We start from the raw sequence: 14,753 nt of genomic DNA, 5'->3' as shown, positions 1-14,753 counted from the left end.
CCCGCGAGGTCTACCGGCATCTACCCCACCCTCACATCACCGCTGACCAGTTCAAGCAAGCCGCTTGACGATCTATAGGAGCTTCACCCACTCAGTCAATAGGAACGGTCAGTTGTGCTCTGTCGGCGCCGTCAGATCGATCAGTCGGCAGACCGTCTCGATGTCGATTTTGACCTGGGCGATCGAGGCCCGCCCCGACAGCCAGGTGATCAACGCCGAGTGCCAGGTGTGCTCGATGACCCGCACGGCGGACAACTGCTCGGCCGTCGGCGGGCCCTCCAGGCCCATCGCGTCGAGGATGATCGCGGTGGTGAGCCGGGAGACCATGTCCACCTCGGGGCTCACCGAGCGGTCGGCGAAGGTGAGGGCCCGGACCATCGCGTCCGCCAGATGGGGTTCGCGCTGGAGCGCGCGGAAGGCGCGCATCAGGGTCTGGGCGACCCGGGTGGCCGGGTCCTCCTCGGTCGGCGGGCGCTTGCGCAGCGTCTCGTGCATGTGCTGCAGCTGGTCCTGCATGGTCGCGACCAGCAGATGCACCTTGGACGGGAAGTAGCGGTAGAGGGTGCCGAGCGCCACGCTGGAGTGCTCGGCCACCTCGCGCATCTGGACCGCGTCGAAGCCGCCGCGGCTGGCCAGCCGGGCACTCGCGTGCAGGATGCGCCGGCGGCGCGCCTCCTGCCGCTCGGTCAGCTGCAGGGAGGCCGGCTTGACTTCTGCGGTCATTTGTCTCACTTCGGATGCATAGTGTCTGCGCTGCGGTTGACAAACGGACACCGTGCATGATGGCAGGGTCGGCCTAGGGGCGCGAGTCAGTGGAACTCGTTCTAGGGTCGCGTGTCGCTTGAGCCCGCGGTCCGTCGTCTGCGCAGTTGGGGCGGGTTGCCGCGTCCGCGGCGACCGTCTCCCCGTATAGCGGCGTATGTCGGGCTCGCGCCGATATGGTCCTGACTCCTCGGCAGGCCGCCACGAAGAGGGGGGCTACCGAGTGGTAGGGATCACCCGTCCCGGCGCCGGAAGTGAGAGGTTCGCCAGGTATCTTCGAGACTCCGGGGGCTATGCGTTAGTGAAACTTGTTCTAAATAATCGTGAGCGGCTACGCTCCCGCTGAAGTGCATCAAGGAGGGGGCGCGAGTGACCGCAGAGGCCGCGCAGGAGACCGGAGTCGACCCGCTTCGGCCGGCGCCCCCCACCGCCCTCGCGGAGGGCCGGGCCCGGGGCGGCGACCGGCCGCTGCGCATCGCGCTGCTGAGCTACAAGGGGAACCCGTTCTGCGGAGGCCAGGGGGTCTACGTACGGCATCTCTCCCGCGAACTCGCCCGGCTCGGCCACACCGTCGAGGTGATCGGCGCCCAGCCGTACCCGGTGCTCGACGCCGAGGACGGCGTCACCCTCACCCGGCTGCCCAGCCTCGACCTCTACCGCCAGCCCGATCCGTTCCGCAACCCGAGGATCGAGGAGTACCGGGACTGGGTGGACGCCCTGGAGGTCGCCACCATGTGGACCGGCGGCTTCCCCGAACCGCTCACCTTCAGCCTGCGCGCCCGCCGCCATCTGGCCGCCCGGCGCGGCGAGTTCGACGTCGTCCACGACAACCAGACCCTCGGCTACGGGCTGCTGGGCATGGAGCGGGCCGGCTTCCCGCTGGTGACCACCATCCACCACCCGATCACCGTGGACCGCCAGTTGGAGCTGGACGCCGCGGAGGGCTGGAAGCGCCGCCTCTCCGTACACCGCTGGTACGGCTTCACGCGCATGCAGAAACGGGTGGCCCGGCAGCTGCCCTCGGTGCTCACCGTCTCCGGCTCCTCGCGCCGGGAGATCGTCCAGCACCTCGGCGTACGGCCGGGGCGCGTGCACGTCGTCCACATCGGCGCGGACACCGGACTGTTCTCGCCCGACCCCGCCGTGCCGGTGATCCCCGGGCGCATCGTGACCACCTCCAGCGCCGACGTGCCGCTCAAGGGGCTGGGCCACCTGGTCGAGGCGCTGGCGAAGGTCCGTACCGAGAACCCCGACGCCCACCTCGTGGTCGTCGGCAAACGCCCCGAGGAGGGGCCGGTGGCCGCGGCCATGGCCCGCTACGGGCTCGAGGGCGCCGTCGAGTTCGTCAAGGGCATCAGCGACCCCGAACTGGTCGACCTCATCCGCGGCGCCCAGATCGCCTGCGTGCCCTCCCTGTACGAGGGGTTCTCGCTGCCCGCCGCCGAGGCCATGGCCACCGGCACCCCGCTGGTCGCCACCACCGGCGGCGCGATACCCGAGGTCGCGGGCGCGGACGGCGAGACCTGCCTCGCCGTACCGCCCGGCGACGCGGGCGCGCTCGCCGCCGCCCTGGGCAGGCTGCTGGCCGACGCGGACCTGCGCGGGCGCCTCGGCGCCGCCGGACGGGACCGGGTGCTGCGCCGCTTCACCTGGGAGCAGGCCGCCCGCGGCACCGTCCAGCACTACCGCGCGGCGATCGGCGCACAAGCCCGCGTCGCCGCGCGGACCCGCGCCGCGCGCTGAGCCGATGTGATCTGGAACGACCTCCACGACCCCCACGACCCCGCCTGACGAAAGCAGACCCCCCGTGCTGACCGTCGATTTCTCCCGCTTCCCCCTCGCCGCCGGCGATCGCGTCCTCGACCTGGGCTGTGGCGCCGGGCGCCATGCCTTCGAGTGCTACCGGCGCGGCGCGCGGGTCGTCGCGCTCGACCGCAACGGCGAAGAGATACGCGAGGTCGCGAAGTGGTTCGCCGCCATGAAGGAGGCCGGTGAGGCCCCCGCCGGGGCCACCGCCACCGCCATGGAGGGCGACGCGCTGGCCCTGCCGTTCCCGGACGACAGCTTCGACGTCGTCATCATCTCCGAGGTGATGGAGCACATACCCGACGACAAGGGCGTGCTCGCCGAGATGGTGCGGGTGCTGCGCCCCGGCGGCCGGATCGCCGTCACCGTGCCGCGCTACGGGCCCGAGAAGGTGTGCTGGGCGCTGTCCGACGCGTACCACGAGGTCGAGGGCGGCCACATCCGCATCTACCGCGGCGACGAGCTTCTGGAGCGGATGCGCGAGGCCGGGCTGCGGCCGTACGGCACCCATCACGCGCACGGGCTGCACAGCCCGTACTGGTGGCTCAAGTGCGCCTTCGGCGTCGACAAGGACGGTCAAGAGGCTCCGCTGCCGGTGCGCGCGTACCACAAGCTGCTGGTCTGGGACATCATGAAGAAGCCGCTGGCCACGCGGCTCGCCGAGCAGGCGCTGAACCCGCTGATCGGCAAGAGTTTCGTGGCGTACGCGACCAAGCCCCACGCCTCCCGCGGGACCCAGGCGTGACGGCGCGCGGCCCGCGCCCCGGCCCGCGTACCGAACGGCTGGCGCTGCCGGGCGTCCTCACCGCCGAGGAGGCCCTGCGCACCGTCGAGGGCATCGCCGCCGTCCAGCGCACGGACGGCGCCATACCGTGGTTCCGCGGCCACCACCTCGACCCGTGGGACCACGTCGAGGCGGCGATGGCGCTGGACGCGGCGGGCGAGCACGAGCGCGCCGAGGCCGCGTACCGCTGGCTCGCACGCCACCAGAATGCCGACGGCTCCTGGTACGCCGCCTACCCCGACACCCCGGACGGGGTGGCCGCCGACGCCCCTGCCGACCGCGCCCGCGAGACCAACTTCTGCGCGTACGTCGCCGTCGGCGTCTGGCACCACTATCTGGCCACCGGGGACGACACGTTCCTCGACCGGCTGTGGCCGACCGTCTTCGCCGCCGTCGAGTTCGTGCTGAAGCTCCAGCAGAGCGGCGGCCAGATCGGCTGGCGGCGCAAGGCCGACGACAGCATCGACCCGGACGCCCTGCTCACCGGCTCGTCCTCCATCTACCAGGCCCTGCGCTGCGCGCTCGCCATCGCCGAACACCGCGAGGACCCGCAGCCGGACTGGGAGCTGTCGGCGGGGCTGCTCGGCCACGCGATACGCCACCACCCCGAGCGCTTCCTGGACAAGAACCGCTACTCGATGGACTGGTACTACCCGGTCCTCGCCGGCGCCCTCACCGGCCCCGCCGCCACCTCCCGCATCGACGCGGGCTGGGACCGCTTCGTCGTTCCGGGCCACGGCATCCGCTGCGTCGCGCCCAACCCCTGGGTCACCGGCGGCGAGAGCTGCGAACTCGCCCTGGCGCTGTGGGTGATGGGCGAGTCCGACCGCGCGGTGGAGATCCTGCGCTGGATCCAGCCGCGGCTGCGCGCGGACGACGGGATGTACTGGACGGGGTACGTCTACGAGGACGACGCCATCTGGCCCGAGGAGCGCACCACCTGGACCGCGGGCTCGCTGCTGCTGGCCGTGGCCGCGCTGGGCGGGGACGAGGCGACCACGGCCGTCTTCGGCGGCGAGCACCTGCCGAGGGGGCTGGACTCGGACTGCTGCGCGTAGGCCCTACGGAGCCTCAGCCGCGGCGGATGCGGCCGGCCACGGCGTGGCCGACGAACAGGTAGACCACCGCGGGCAGACCGTAGTTGAGGACCGTCCGCAGCCAGTCCGTGTCCATCGTGAACAGGTCGTGGGACCAGCCCGCGAGCCAGCCCGCCGCGTCGCGGACCACGGTCACGAGGTCATTGGCGGGGTTGGCGCCCAGAAGGGCGAAGAGGATCCACAGACCGAGGATCACGGCGGTGATGTCCGCGACGACCATCACGACGGTCGCCGCCTGGTTGTTTCCGTAGCGATAACTTCGGGACATGACCGGACGTGTTGCCCCGGCGTGCGGCTCCAAACCACTCACGTGTTCAATTCCGCCAGCACTCGCAGCGTCCGTTCGTCCGGCGCGATCACCAGCAGGTCCGTCACCGGGCCCTTGCGCCACAGCTCCAGCCGTTCCGCGAGGCGCCCGCGCGGGCCGATCAGGGACACCTCGTCGGCGAAGGCGTCCGGCACCGCCGCGATCGCCTCGTCGCGGCGGCCCGCGAGGAAGAGTTCCTGCACTCGGCGCGCCTCGTCCTCGTAGCCCATGCGGGCCATCAGATCGGCGTGGAAGTTGCGGGCCGCGTGGCCCATGCCGCCGATGTAGAAACCGAGCATCGCCTTCACCGGCACCAGCCCCTCCGCGATGTCGTCGCACACCCGTGCCTGGGCCATCGGCGCCACCATGAAGCCGTCGGGCGCGTCGGCGAGGACCGCCTCGTACAGCGGAGTCCGCTGCGGCGACCAGTACAGCGGCAGCCAGCCGTCGGCGATGCGCACGGTCTGGGCGATGTTCTTGGGCCCCTCGGCGCCGAGCAGTACCGGGAGGTGGGGGCGGAGCGGATGGACGATGGGCTTGAGGGGCTTGCCGAGGCCGGTGGCGTCCGGCCCGGCGTACGGATGCGCGTGATAGCGCCCGTCGAGCCGTACGGGCCCCTCGCGGCGCAGCACCTGCCGGATGACGTCGACGTACTCCCGGGTGGCGGTGAGCGGGCTCGTGGGGAACGGCCGTCCGTACCAGCCCTCCACGACCTGCGGCCCCGACAGGCCGAGGCCGAGCATCATGCGCCCGCCGGAGAGGTGGTCGAGGGTGAGCGCCTGCATCGCGGTGGCGGTGGGGGTGCGCGCGGCCATCTGCGCGATCGCCGTGCCGAGCTTGATGCGGGAGGTGTGGGCGGCGATCCAGGTGAGCGGGGTGAAGGCGTCCGAGCCCCAGGACTCGGCGGTCCAGACGGAGTGGTAGCCCAGCTCCTCGGCCAGCCGGGCGAGTTCCAGATGGCGGGGGTCGGGGCCGCGGCCCCAATAGCCGAGCGCCAGGCCGAGCCGCATGACAACCCCTCCCTGACGGTAAGTCAGACCGTATGCCGCCTGGACTGTACGGCCGGAGTGCGCACATGGCAACGGCCCCCCGCCCCCGTGGTGGGGGCGAGGGGCCGTGTCAGCTGTGCTGTGTCAGCCGCGCTGTATCCCCGTGGTGTCCTGGAGGACGCCACGCCGCCCGTCCTGCGTCTGCGCGACGAGCGCCTGACCGCGCTGCTCGACCGCCAGGTACCAGGTGCCGGGGGCCAGTTCGGCGATGGTGCTCGACGAACCGTCCTCGGCGTACAGCGGCCGGGCCACCGGCACCGCGAACCAGAACGGCGCGAAGTCGGAGCCGCCCGCCGCCGGGGCCGGGGCCGGCTGGCCCGGCTGACCGCCGAAGGAGGGCTGACCCGGCTGGCCGCCGTGCGGCTGCGGCTGACCGGGCTGGGCGCCGCCCGGGCCCGGGTAGCCGTAGCCCGGCTGCGGGGCCTGCGCACCGTACGGGGCCTGGGCGCCGTACGGGGACGGGGCGGCCGGACCGGCCGCGGGCATCAGCGGCGCCTTGAGGGCCGGGACGCGCGGGGTCGCGATGACCGCCGCGGCGCTGGCGAGCGTCGCCACCAGCGCGAGGATGGCGCCGACACCCGGGCTGCCCTTGTCCGGCGTCACCATCAGCGACCACAGCGAGTCCCAGGCGGCGACCACGACGAAGCCGGAGCCCCACTGGTCGAGGGTGAGCCCGCTGACCTTACGGCTCTCGGGCTGGAACCGCCCGGCGATGACCAGCCCCGCGCCGATCAGCCCGATCAGGAACACCGACGGAAGGACGACCAGGAGCGTGTCCGTGTCCCAGCCATTCGGCATGTCGATGCTGTCGCAGTACGAGGCGCCGCCGCAATCGGCCGAGTAGAAGTCGAGGAAGGAGGCGATGAAGAGCAACACCGCTGCTCCGATCACCACGCCGTCGCCTCGAGTGAGAGAGCGGATGTTCAACGTGAGTCCTTTGTTGTTTTCTCGTGTACGGACGCTGCCGCCAGGCGCGGTGGCGCGAAGGCGTCGGGGGTGGACCCATCGTACGGGGGAAGCTAGCTGATGAGACCGGGGGTGGGGCATCGGTATCCCGGTCGTGACCTCGCGTTCGGTTGTTGGAGACTTACCCGTTCAAGAAGTCCGTAATGCCCTGCGCGATCCCGAGGGCCGCGCGCTCACGCCACTTCGGATCGGTCAGTTCCGCGGCGTCTTTGGAGTCGCGCATATTGCCGCACTCGATGAACACTTTCGGAACGGTGGAGAGATTGAGGCCGCCGAGATCGCCGCGGACATTCAACCCGCTGCCGTCGCCGATGTAGTCGGCGGGCTCACTGCCGGTGGCATCCATGAATTCGCTGCGCACGCGTTCGCCGAGCCGCCGGGAAGGTGCGGCGATCTTCGCGGTGTCGGCGCCGCCGCCGCGCACGGACTTGGGCAGGATGACGTGGAAGCCGCGCTCCCCGGCGGAGGCGCCGCCGTCCGCGTGAACGGACACCACGGCGTCGGCGTGCGCGCTGTTCCCGATGCGCGCGCGCTCGTCCACGCACGGCCCGAACGAGCGGTCGCCGTCCTGCGTGAACTTCACGGTCGCGCCGCGCGCTTCGAGGAGGGCGCGGGCGCGGCGGGTGACGTCGAGCGTGAAGGTCGCCTCGGCGTAGCCGGCGTCGGTGGACGTGCCGGTGGTGTCGCACTCCTTCTCGTCGGTGCCGATATCGACGCGCCGGGCGATCTCGGAGGTGTGATCGCGGTTGTTCGGATTGTGGCCGGGGTCGAGGACGACGACCTTGCCGGTGAGGGGTTCGCCGTCGCTTTCCCTTTTGGGTGACTGCGACGGCTGCGGGGGCAGCGGCGAAGAGGTGGACGAGACGGTCGGGAGGGAGGATGCCGGTGCGCCGCCGCCGTTGTCGTCCTGCCCCAGGTTGTCCCACAGCAGCCAGCCGCCGAGGCCGACGGGTGCTAAGGCGGCGAGTACGAGGGTGAGGGTGCCGCCGCGGCGGCCGGGGGCGGAGAAGAAGCTGCCGTTGGACACGTGGGCGATGGTAGCGGCTGCGGGTCAGGCGAGCGGCGCGGTCCCGGTGCGGCGCAGCACGCGCAGCGAGCGGGTCGCGGAGACCTCGGTGAACGCGCCGGAGGCGAGGGCGCGGCGGTAGATCCGGTACGGGGCCTGCCCGCCGTCGGCCGGGTCGGGGAACACGTCGTGGATGACGAGGAACCCATCGGGCGCGACGTGGGGCGCCCAGCCCTCGTAGTCGGCGGCCGCGTGCGCATCGGTGTGCCCGCCGTCGATGAACACGAGCGCGAGTGGCTTTCCCCACACCGCGGCGACCTGCGGGGACCGCCCGACGGCGGCGATCACGTGGTCTTCGAGGCCCGCGGCGTGCAGGGTGCGCCGGAAGGTGGGCAGCGTGTCCATCCGGCCGACCTCGGGGTCGACGACGTCCGGGTCGTGGTACTCCCAGCCGGGCTGCTGCTCCTCGGAGCCGCGGTGGTGGTCGACGGTGATGGCCACGGTGCCCGCCGAGCGGGCGGCGTCGGCGAGGAGGATCGTCGAACGGCCGCAGTACGTCCCCACTTCGAGCAGGGGCAGCCCCAGCCGTGCGCCGGCGTCGGCGGCGGCCGCGTACAGGGTCAGGCCCTCGTCGGTGGGCATGAAGCCCTTGGCGCGCTCGAAGGCGCTGAGGGTTGCGGTGGCGGGGTGAGTCACGCGGTCATCCTGCCGTAGGGGGGTTGGGGTTTCGCCGCCGGGTGCGGGCCGGCGGGGCCGGGGGTTTCGTTCCCCGGTGCGCCCCGGTGGCCGGTTGTGCCCACCTGTCCCTCCCCCAGCTACCGCTGGGAGGTACCCCCTCCGCGGGACGATTGCCCACAAACCGGCTCGCATCGCGGAGATGCTCCACCATCCAGCCCCCAGGGGCACCTCTCAGCCCCTCCGGCGTAGGAGCGGGGTCCTGGGGCGGTGACGCCCGACGCCCCAGCCTCTCCGGCGTTTGGGGAGCGGGGTCCTGGGGCGGAGATGCCCGACCACCCAGTCTCTCCGGCGTTTGGGGAGCGGGGTCCTGGGGCGGTGACGCCCCATCCCCCAGCCCCTCCGGCGTAGGAGCGGGGTCCTGGGGCGGTGACGCCCCACCGCCCAGCCTCTCCGGCGTTTGGGGAGCGGGGTCCTGGGGCGGAGATGCCCGACCACCCAGCCCCTCCGGCGCTTGAGGAGCGGGGTCCGGGGGCGGAGCCCCGGCGGGGGGTTGGGGGCGGAGCCCCCAACCGGGGGGCCGGGGGCTTGCCCCCGGTTCGGGAAGGGGCGGGGTGGGGAAAGAGAGCCCCCGGCACACACCCGCCCCTGACCTTCCGTCAAGCTAGAACGCGTTCTACTATCCGCCCATGGGCATCGCCGTCACGGAAGACCACGAGGAACTGGCACGCGCGGTGCGAGGGTGGCTGGGCCGCGCGGTGCCACCGGAGGCGGTCCGGAAGGCCCTCGACGCCGCACCCGAGGGCGGCGCCCGGGCCGCACACTGGCCCGGGCTGGCCACACAGGGCCTGCTCGGCCCGCATCTGCCGGAGGAGCGGGGCGGAGGCGGCGGAGGGCTGGTGGACCTCGCCGTCGTCCTGGAGGAGACCGGGCGGGCCCCGCTGCCCGGGCCGTATCTGCCCACCGTGCTGGCCTCCGCCGTACTGCACCGCGCCGGACGCGACGAACTGGTCGCGGGCCTCGTCGACGGCAGCCGCGCCGCCGCCGTCGCGTTCGGCGCCGGGTCGCTCACCGCCGCACCCGGCCCGGACGGCGGGCTGATCCTCGACGGATGCGCGCCGCCCGTCCTGGGCGCGGGGGACGCCGACGTGATCGTCCTCGCCGCAGCGCAGGACGCGGCGACCGTATGGCTGGCCGTCGACACCGCCGCCCTCGCCCTCCGCGTCCACGACAGCGCCGACCCCACCCGCCCGCTCGCCGAGGTACGCGCCTCCGGCGTGGCCGTCCCCGAGGGCCGGGTGCTGGACATCGACCCCGCGCTCGTGACGGACCTGGCGTCCGTCCTGCTCGCCGCCGAGGCGTGCGGCACCGCGGGCTGGGCGCTGGACACGGCGGTCGGGCACGCCCGGGTGCGGGAGCAGTTCGGGCGGCCGATCGGGCAGTTCCAGGCCGTGAAGCACTTGTGCGCCGACATGCTCGTCCGCGTCGAGCAGGCCCGCGCCCTCACGTGGGACGCGGCCCGGGCAGCCGACGAGCCCCCCGCCGTACGTGGCCTCACCGCCGCGCTCGCCGCCGCCACCGCGCTCGACGCCGCGTACGGCTGCGCCAAGGACTGCATCCAGATCCTCGGCGGCCTCGGCTTCACCTGGGAACACGACGCCCACCTCCATCTGCGTCGCGCGACGGCGGCCCGTGCGCTGCTCGGTACCAGTTCGCACCACCGCTTACGCGCCGCCCGCTTCGCCGCCACCGGCGCCCGCCGCGAACTGCGGCTCGACCTCCCGCCCGAGGCCGAGACCCACCGCCGCGGCGCCCGTGCCGCCATCGCGACGGCGCGCGGGCTGGACCCGCGTGCCGCCCGGCGCGTGCTGGCGCCCACCGGGTATGCCGCACCCCATCTGCCACCCCCGTACGGCCTCGGCGCGAGCCCCCTGCATCAGCTCGCCATCGCGCGCGAGCTGCGCGACGCCGGCGTGGTGCTCAGCGATCTGGGCGTCGCCACCTGGGTGGTGCCCTCGCTCATCGCGTACGGCACGGACGCCCAGCGCGAGCGCTTCCTGCTGCCGACGCTCCGCGGCGAATTGCGCTGGTGCCAGCTGTTCTCGGAGCCCGACGCGGGCTCCGACCTCGCCGCCTTGCGCACCCGGGCCGAACGGGCGGCGGAGGGCTGGTGGCGGGTGAACGGGCAGAAGGTGTGGACGTCGGGGGCCCGGACGGCGGACTACGGCATCCTGCTGGCCCGTACGAACCCCACGGCACCCAAGCACAAGGGGCTCGGCTACTTCCTGGTCGACATGAAGCGGACGGCCGGGATCACCATCCGCCCGCTGCGGGAGATCACCGGGGAATCCCTCTTCAACGAGGTGTACCTGGACGATGTGCTGCTCCCGCCGGACGCGGTGGTCGGCGAGGTGGACGCGGGCTGGGCGGTCGCCCGCAACACCCTCGGCAACGAACGCGTCCACATGGCCGACCAGCTGACCTTCGACACCGGCCTGGAGGCGCTGATCGCTCACGTTCCGGACACCGGTCCGGAGCGTGAGCGGGTCGGCGGGCTCATGGCCGAGGCCCACGCGCTCGCCTGCATCGGGCTGCGCACCACCCTGCGCCAGGTGTCCGGGGTGGAGCCGGGTGCGGGCGCGAGCGTCCGCAAGCTCGTCCAGACCGCCCACCAGCAGAAGGTCGCCGAACTCGCCCTGGAACTGCTGGGGCCCGGCGGCGCGGTGTGCGAGGGCGCGGGGGAGCGGGCGCTGCACGGCTTCCTGATGTCGCGCTGTCTGACCATCGCGGGCGGTACGACCCAGGTACAGTTGAACGTCGTCGCGGAACGGCTGCTCGGCCTGCCCCGCGACCCGGCGCCGACCGGATAGAGCGACCGGTTGGAGCGACCGGACAGAGTCGTCCGCCGGTGGTCCTAGGACCGGCGCCGACCGCAAATTGCGCAGAAATGCCGATGCGTTGGGTCCGTGCGGAATGCAAGCATCACCGCCATGCCCACCCCGACTCCCCCTCCGCCTGCCCCTTCCTCCGCAGCCGCCTCCGCCACGCGCCCGCCGCGCGCCTCGCCGCCGGTCTGGGCGGTGCTGCTGGCCGCCTGCTCCGGACAGTTCGTTGTCGTCCTCGACATATCGGTGGTCAACGTCGCCCTGCCGTCCATGCGCGCGGACCTGGGGCTCGGCGAGACCGCGTTGCAGTGGGTGGTCAACGCCTACGCGCTGACCTTCGCCGGGTTCCTGCTGCTCGGCGGCCGCGCGGCCGACCTCTTCGGGCGCAAGCGGGTCTTCCTCACCGGGCTCGGGCTGTTCACCGCCGCCAGCCTGGCCGGTGGCGTCGCCCAGCAACCCTGGCAACTGGTCGCGGCCCGCGCCCTCCAGGGCCTCGGCGCGGCCGTGCTCTCACCGGCCACGCTCACCATCCTCACCACCGCCTTCCCGCACGGCGCGGCCCGCACCCGCGCCATCGGCACCTGGACGGCGGTCGGCGCGGGCGGGGGAGCGGCGGGCGGGCTGGTCGGCGGGGTGCTCACCGAGTACCTGTCCTGGCGCTGGGTGCTGCTGGTCAACGTGCCGGTGGGCGTCGTGGTGCTGACTCTCGCGGTGCTGTGGCTGACCGAGGGCCGCTCCGGGGTGGCGCGACGGCTCGACGTCCCGGGCGCGGTGCTGGTCACGGCGGGCGTGGGGGCGCTCGCGTACGGCATCGTGCAGACCGAGCCGTACGGCTGGGGCGCCGCCGCCTCGCTCGGGTCGCTGCTCGCCGGGCTGGCGCTGCTCGCGGTCTTCGTGGCCGTGGAGGCGCGTACGGAGGAACCGCTGATGCCGCTGCGGCTCTTCCGGATCCGGGCGGTCACGGCGGCGAACGCGGTGATGGTGGTGTGCGGCGGCGGCATGTTCGCCATGTGGTACTTCATGTCGCTCTACTTGCAGAACGTGTTGCACTACAGCCCGGTCAAGGCCGGTCTCGCCTTCCTTCCGCACAGCTTGTCGATCGTCTTCGGCTCGAAGCTCGCGCCCCGGTTGATGGCCCGGCTGGACGGCAAGCTGCTGGCGCTCGCCGGCGGTTCGCTGGCCGTCGTCGGCTACGCGTGGCAGAGCCGGATGGACGCGGACGGCACCTACGTCGGTACGGTGCTGGGCCCCGCGATCATCATGTCGCTCGGGTCCGGGCTGATGATGACCCCGCTCGCCGCCTCCGCCACCTCGGGTGCGGGCCCGTCCGAGGCCGGGCTGGTGTCGGGGCTGGTCAACACCTCGCGGCAGATCGGTGGTGCGCTCGGCCTGACCGTACTGGCGACCGTCGCGGCCGAGCGGATCGCGGCCCGCGGCGGGGGCGGGCCGGAGGCGCTGGCGGCCGGGTACGGCCATGCGTTCGTCGTGGCCACGGGGATCATCGCGACCGCGGTGGTGCTGATGGCCGTGGCCCTGCCGCGTACGCCCGCCGCGAGCCCTACGGGTTCATAGCCAGCCGTTCTGGCGGGCGGCGCGGACCGCCTCCATGCGGTTACGGGTCTGGGTCTTGCCGATCGCCGAGGAGAGGTAGTTGCGCACGGTGGCGGGGGAGAGGTGCACCTTGGCCGCGATGTCGGCCACCGTGGCGCCGTCCACCGCCGCCGACAGCACGTCGCGCTCGCGCTGGGTGAGCGGGTTGGGGCCCGCGCTGAGCGCGGCCGCGGCCAGGCCCGGGTCGATCACCCGCTCACCCGCCAGCACCCGGCGGATCGCCACCGCCAGCTCCTCCACCGGCCCGTCCTTGACCAGGAACCCGGCGGCCCCCGCCTCCATCGCCCGGCGCAGATAGCCGGGGCGGCCGAAGGTGGTGAGGATCAGCACCTGGCAGCCCGGCAGCGCACGGCGCAGCTCGGCGGCCGCGTCCAGCCCGCTGCGGCCCGGCAGTTCGATGTCCAGCAGCGCGACATCGGGTTCGGCCTCCAGCGCGCGCGGCACGATCTCGTCGCCGTCGCCGACCTGCGCGACGATCTCGAAGTCCTCCTCCAGGCCGAGCAGCAGGGCCAGTGCGCCCCGCATCATTCCCTGGTCCTCGGCGAGCAGCAGCTTGATCACGCCGTACGGACCCCCTTGGTGGTCTCCATCGGATCCTCCGCCTCCGTATCCACCGGCAGTTCGGCGACGAGCCGGAAGCCCCGGCGCCCGTCGGGGCCGGACTCCAGCGAACCGCCCGCCGCGGCCAGCCGCTCGGCCAGCCCCTTGAGGCCCGTACCGCCGATCGCGCCACGCCCTGGTTCGCGGGCCGGACGGGAGCCTACGCCGTGCCCGTTGTCGGTGATCACCAGCCGTACCCGGTCGACGCCCCCGCGGACGTCGATCTCGCAGCGGTCCGCACCGCTGTGCCGCACCACATTGGTGACGCCCTCCCGCACCACCCAGCCCAGCAGCGCCTCCGCCTGGGGTGACAGCGGCGGTCCGGAGCGGTGGACGCCGGCCTCGATGCCGGAGGCGTCGAGCACCGAGCGGGCCCGGTCCAGCTCGGTGTCCAGGCTGCCCTCGCGATAGCCGGTGACGGCCTCGCGGATCTCGGTCAGGGCCTGGCGGCCCACCGCCTCGATGTCCGCGGCCTGGCCCAGCGCGGCCTCCAGATCGCGCGGGGCCAGGCGGCGCACGGCCTCCGCCTTGACCACGACGACCGACAGGGTGTGCCCGAGGAGGTCGTGCAGATCGCGGGAGAAGCGCAGCCGCTCCTTCTCCACCGTCGTACGGGCCAGCTCCTGGCGGGTCGCGCGAAGCTGGGCGACGGTCTCGAAGAGGGACAGGACGGCCGCCGTCACCAGGCCGGACAGGACGGTGCCGTATCCGACCGTGAACGAGTCCGAGGCCCCGCCGCGCAGGCTCGCGATGATTCCGGCGGAAACGGCGAAGCCGAGGATGACGGGCCCCAGTTGCCTGCGCTGCCGCAGCACGATCCCGGTGGCCAGGGACAGCAGCGGAAAGCACAGCAGCCAGTTCCCGGCGTAGCCGATGCCCAGGGCGAGGGTGACCGCGGCCAGCCCGGCGAGGGCCAGGACCGGGGTACGGGTGAGGCGGCGCCGCGGGTCGAGGCCGGCGTAGACGGTGGTGACATAGAGGGCCACGAAGGCCACCAGACCGAGGCCACCGAGCCAGGGCAGCGGCGCCTTGCCCTCGACGAGGTGCTTGACGTCCGAAGTGAGCATGAACAGCCAGGGCAGGAAGGCCATGCGGCCCGGCGGCTTGAGCCGCTCGATTTGCGCGGCGGTCGCGTACATGGATCCGACCTTATGGAAGTCGGCGTGAACGGGGCAGATGCGGATGTCGGGGAATGGCCATGACAT

13 protein-coding genes are annotated in these 14,753 nt (G+C 73.0%); 5 read left to right on the top strand and 8 right to left on the bottom strand.

Annotated elements, in window-relative coordinates; translation table 11 throughout:
- Positions 1-108: 108 nt before the first annotated feature.
- Complete coding sequence (locus ACH4SI_RS30820; RefSeq protein WP_398301396.1) at positions 109-723, bottom strand: TetR family transcriptional regulator; 615 nt, start codon at positions 721-723, stop codon at positions 109-111.
- Between the two features lie 408 nt (positions 724-1,131).
- On the opposite strand from ACH4SI_RS30820, the gene ACH4SI_RS30815 reads away from it, so the two are divergent.
- The 3 genes from ACH4SI_RS30815 (at position 1,132) to ACH4SI_RS30805 (ending at position 4,410) form a co-directional block, all read left to right on the top strand.
- On the top strand, positions 1,132-2,505 hold the full coding sequence (locus ACH4SI_RS30815; protein WP_398301394.1) for a glycosyltransferase family 4 protein: 1,374 nt from the start codon (positions 1,132-1,134) through the stop codon (positions 2,503-2,505).
- Between the two features lie 64 nt (positions 2,506-2,569).
- The gene (locus ACH4SI_RS30810; protein WP_398301392.1) at positions 2,570-3,313 is read left to right on the top strand and encodes a methyltransferase domain-containing protein; all 744 of its coding nucleotides are present in this window, start codon (positions 2,570-2,572) and stop codon (positions 3,311-3,313) included.
- On the top strand, positions 3,310-4,410 hold the full coding sequence (locus ACH4SI_RS30805) for a prenyltransferase (protein ID WP_398301390.1): 1,101 nt from the start codon (positions 3,310-3,312) through the stop codon (positions 4,408-4,410). Before ACH4SI_RS30810 ends, ACH4SI_RS30805 begins: the two co-directional genes overlap by 4 nt.
- Before the next feature lie 13 nt (positions 4,411-4,423).
- On the opposite strand, the gene ACH4SI_RS30800 is transcribed toward ACH4SI_RS30805, so the two are convergent.
- From ACH4SI_RS30800 to ACH4SI_RS30780, 5 genes are all read right to left on the bottom strand, one after another.
- Complete coding sequence (locus tag ACH4SI_RS30800; RefSeq protein WP_398301388.1) at positions 4,424-4,717, bottom strand: hypothetical protein; 294 nt, start codon at positions 4,715-4,717, stop codon at positions 4,424-4,426.
- 38 nt (positions 4,718-4,755) lie between these two features.
- On the bottom strand, positions 4,756-5,766 hold the full coding sequence (locus ACH4SI_RS30795; RefSeq protein ID WP_398301385.1) for an LLM class F420-dependent oxidoreductase: 1,011 nt from the start codon (positions 5,764-5,766) through the stop codon (positions 4,756-4,758).
- A 123-nt stretch (positions 5,767-5,889) separates the two neighbouring features.
- Positions 5,890-6,732 (bottom strand): hypothetical protein, encoded by an 843-nt coding sequence (locus ACH4SI_RS30790; protein ID WP_398301383.1) that lies wholly within the window; start codon positions 6,730-6,732, stop codon positions 5,890-5,892.
- Positions 6,733-6,892: 160 nt separating this feature from the next.
- Complete coding sequence (locus ACH4SI_RS30785) at positions 6,893-7,798, bottom strand: N-acetylmuramoyl-L-alanine amidase (protein WP_398301381.1); 906 nt, start codon at positions 7,796-7,798, stop codon at positions 6,893-6,895.
- Between the two features lie 24 nt (positions 7,799-7,822).
- The gene (locus tag ACH4SI_RS30780) at positions 7,823-8,419 is read right to left on the bottom strand and encodes a class I SAM-dependent methyltransferase (RefSeq protein ID WP_398301426.1); all 597 of its coding nucleotides are present in this window, start codon (positions 8,417-8,419) and stop codon (positions 7,823-7,825) included.
- Positions 8,420-9,141: 722 nt separating this feature from the next.
- Between ACH4SI_RS30780 and ACH4SI_RS30775 the strand changes: the two genes are divergently transcribed.
- Both ACH4SI_RS30775 and ACH4SI_RS30770 read left to right on the top strand, forming a co-directional pair.
- Positions 9,142-11,322 carry an acyl-CoA dehydrogenase gene (locus ACH4SI_RS30775; RefSeq protein ID WP_398301379.1) on the top strand — a complete coding sequence of 727 codons (2,181 nt, stop codon included), beginning with the start codon at positions 9,142-9,144 and terminating at the stop codon, positions 11,320-11,322.
- Between the two features lie 120 nt (positions 11,323-11,442).
- A complete protein-coding gene (locus tag ACH4SI_RS30770; protein ID WP_398301378.1) occupies positions 11,443-12,909 on the top strand; it encodes an MFS transporter in 1,467 nt (488 codons plus the stop codon).
- Here the strand turns inward: ACH4SI_RS30770 and ACH4SI_RS30765 are convergent.
- Both ACH4SI_RS30765 and ACH4SI_RS30760 read right to left on the bottom strand, forming a co-directional pair.
- Positions 12,904-13,509 carry a response regulator gene (locus tag ACH4SI_RS30765; RefSeq protein WP_398301377.1) on the bottom strand — a complete coding sequence of 202 codons (606 nt, stop codon included), beginning with the start codon at positions 13,507-13,509 and terminating at the stop codon, positions 12,904-12,906. The two genes, ACH4SI_RS30770 and ACH4SI_RS30765, sit on opposite strands and share 6 nt — an antisense overlap.
- Complete coding sequence (locus tag ACH4SI_RS30760; protein ID WP_398301375.1) at positions 13,506-14,687, bottom strand: sensor histidine kinase; 1,182 nt, start codon at positions 14,685-14,687, stop codon at positions 13,506-13,508. The genes ACH4SI_RS30765 and ACH4SI_RS30760 overlap by 4 nt, the downstream gene beginning before the upstream one ends.
- Positions 14,688-14,753 lie beyond the last annotated feature (66 nt).

Source organism: Streptomyces sp. NPDC021212, from assembly GCF_044332925.1.
Lineage (GTDB): Bacteria > Actinomycetota > Actinomycetes > Streptomycetales > Streptomycetaceae > Streptomyces.
This window is presented reverse-complemented; position numbering and strand designations above follow the sequence as displayed.

Excerpts from the sequence above, each read along its gene's own strand:
- ACH4SI_RS30820 (WP_398301396.1), bottom strand. The coding sequence starts at position 723 with ATGACCGCAGAAGTCAAGCCGGCCTCCCTGCAGCTGACCGAGCGGCAG.
- ACH4SI_RS30800 (WP_398301388.1), bottom strand. The coding sequence starts at position 4,717 with ATGTCCCGAAGTTATCGCTACGGAAACAACCAGGCGGCGACCGTCGTG.
- ACH4SI_RS30795 (WP_398301385.1), bottom strand. The coding sequence starts at position 5,766 with ATGCGGCTCGGCCTGGCGCTCGGCTATTGGGGCCGCGGCCCCGACCCC.
- ACH4SI_RS30780 (WP_398301426.1), bottom strand. The coding sequence starts at position 8,419 with ATGCCCACCGACGAGGGCCTGACCCTGTACGCGGCCGCCGCCGACGCC.
- ACH4SI_RS30775 (WP_398301379.1), top strand. The coding sequence starts at position 9,142 with ATGGGCATCGCCGTCACGGAAGACCACGAGGAACTGGCACGCGCGGTG.
- ACH4SI_RS30770 (WP_398301378.1), top strand. The coding sequence starts at position 11,443 with ATGCCCACCCCGACTCCCCCTCCGCCTGCCCCTTCCTCCGCAGCCGCC.
- ACH4SI_RS30760 (WP_398301375.1), bottom strand. The coding sequence starts at position 14,687 with ATGTACGCGACCGCCGCGCAAATCGAGCGGCTCAAGCCGCCGGGCCGC.